The sequence below is a fragment of the Psychromonas antarctica genome, assembly GCF_022267535.1.
Lineage (GTDB): Bacteria > Pseudomonadota > Gammaproteobacteria > Enterobacterales > Psychromonadaceae > Psychromonas > Psychromonas antarctica.
The window spans coordinates 1-1,444 of the sequence record NZ_JAHNZV010000240.1; the positions used below are offsets into that span (position 1 = coordinate 1).

A 1,444-nucleotide genomic window follows, 5' to 3' on the forward strand; every position below is an offset into this window, starting at 1 on the left:
ATGTTTCTAACAAGACGTTCGAGCCAACAGAACAACTCGCTTCAAAACGCATACTCAGGGATTGACAACCACGACTATCTATAAGACCTGCGAGAAACGAGCTTTAAGCACATTCCATCGTTAACTTTACGCGGAGGAGCTTCAAAATGAAAGGATATAATGTTGATAATTTTGCTGTTTTAATCGGTATTGATTGGGCTGATAAAAAACACGACATTTGTGAGCACCCGACTCACTCAGAAAAATACCACTATTCCATTATTAAGCATAAACCCGAAGCACTACATGAATGGGCAATGAGCCTTAAACAGCGCTATCCAAATCAGAAAATTGCGATTGTCTGTGAACTTAAAAAAGGCCCTCTCATTTATGCGTTAGCCAAATACGATCATCTCACTTTATTTACAGCGAATCCCTCAACGGTCGCTAAATACCGCGAGGCTTTTACCCCAAGTGGGGCCAAAGATGATCCATCTGATGCATTTATACAAGTTGAAATACTTGCTCTGCACATGAATAAACTAACCGTGATTGAGCCAGAATCAGTAGCGATACGATCACTGTCACAACTGGTTGAGTATCGCCGTAGTTTAGTGCAAGACAGCGTGGATTTATCCAATAAATTCACAGCAACATTAAAGAATTACTACCCGCAAGTGCTTGAATGGTTTGGAGAAAAAGACACCATGATATTTTGTGATTTTATTCAAAAATGGCCTTCACTTGCCAAGGTAAAAAAAGCCAGAAAACAAACATTATTAGACTTTTTCAATAACCATAACTCACATTATTCAGATATTAATAATGCGCGGATTATCAGTATCAAAAATGCGATGCCGTTAACTGAGGACAAAGGTGTGATAGAGCCTAACCAAATGTTAGTAGAGGTGCTCATCGCACAGTTTAAAGTGTTACTAAAGGGTATTGAACAGCTCGATAAAGCAATAAAGTCAGCCTACAAAACACAACGCGATAAAGTGATTTTTGATAGTTTACCTGGCGCTGGGCCACAACTTGCACCACGCTTGTTGGTTGCATTTGGCTGTAATAGAGATCGCTACTATGATGCTTCTGAACTACAAAAATATGCAGGCATTGCCCCAGTGATCGAACGTAGTGGTAAGAAAATGTGGACACATTGGCGTTATAGTTGCCCGACATTTTTAAGACAAACATTTGTTGAATGGGCAGGCTTTTCGATACGTTATTCATTCTGGGCAAAAGCTTATTATGAACAACAAAAAAGCAAAGGAAAACCACATAACAGCATCATAAGATCGCTGGCTTTTAAGTGGATTAGGATAGTTTTTCGATGCTGGAAAACCAACACACCGTACGATGAGTCAAAATATTTAGAAGCACTGAAACGAAGAGGCTCACCGCTGTTAAAATTTGCAATAACTAGCTAATTTTTACTTGCGGTCCACCTCAGGGCGTGTTGTTA

At 39.6% G+C, this 1,444-nt stretch carries 1 protein-coding gene; it reads left to right on the forward strand.

Going from position 1 to position 1,444, the window contains the following annotated elements:
• Window positions 1-146 precede the first annotated feature (146 nt).
• Window positions 147-1,409 (forward strand): IS110 family RNA-guided transposase, encoded by a 1,263-nt coding sequence (locus tag KSO91_RS17240; RefSeq protein ID WP_238744253.1) that lies wholly within the window; start codon window positions 147-149, stop codon window positions 1,407-1,409.
• Window positions 1,410-1,444 lie beyond the last annotated feature (35 nt).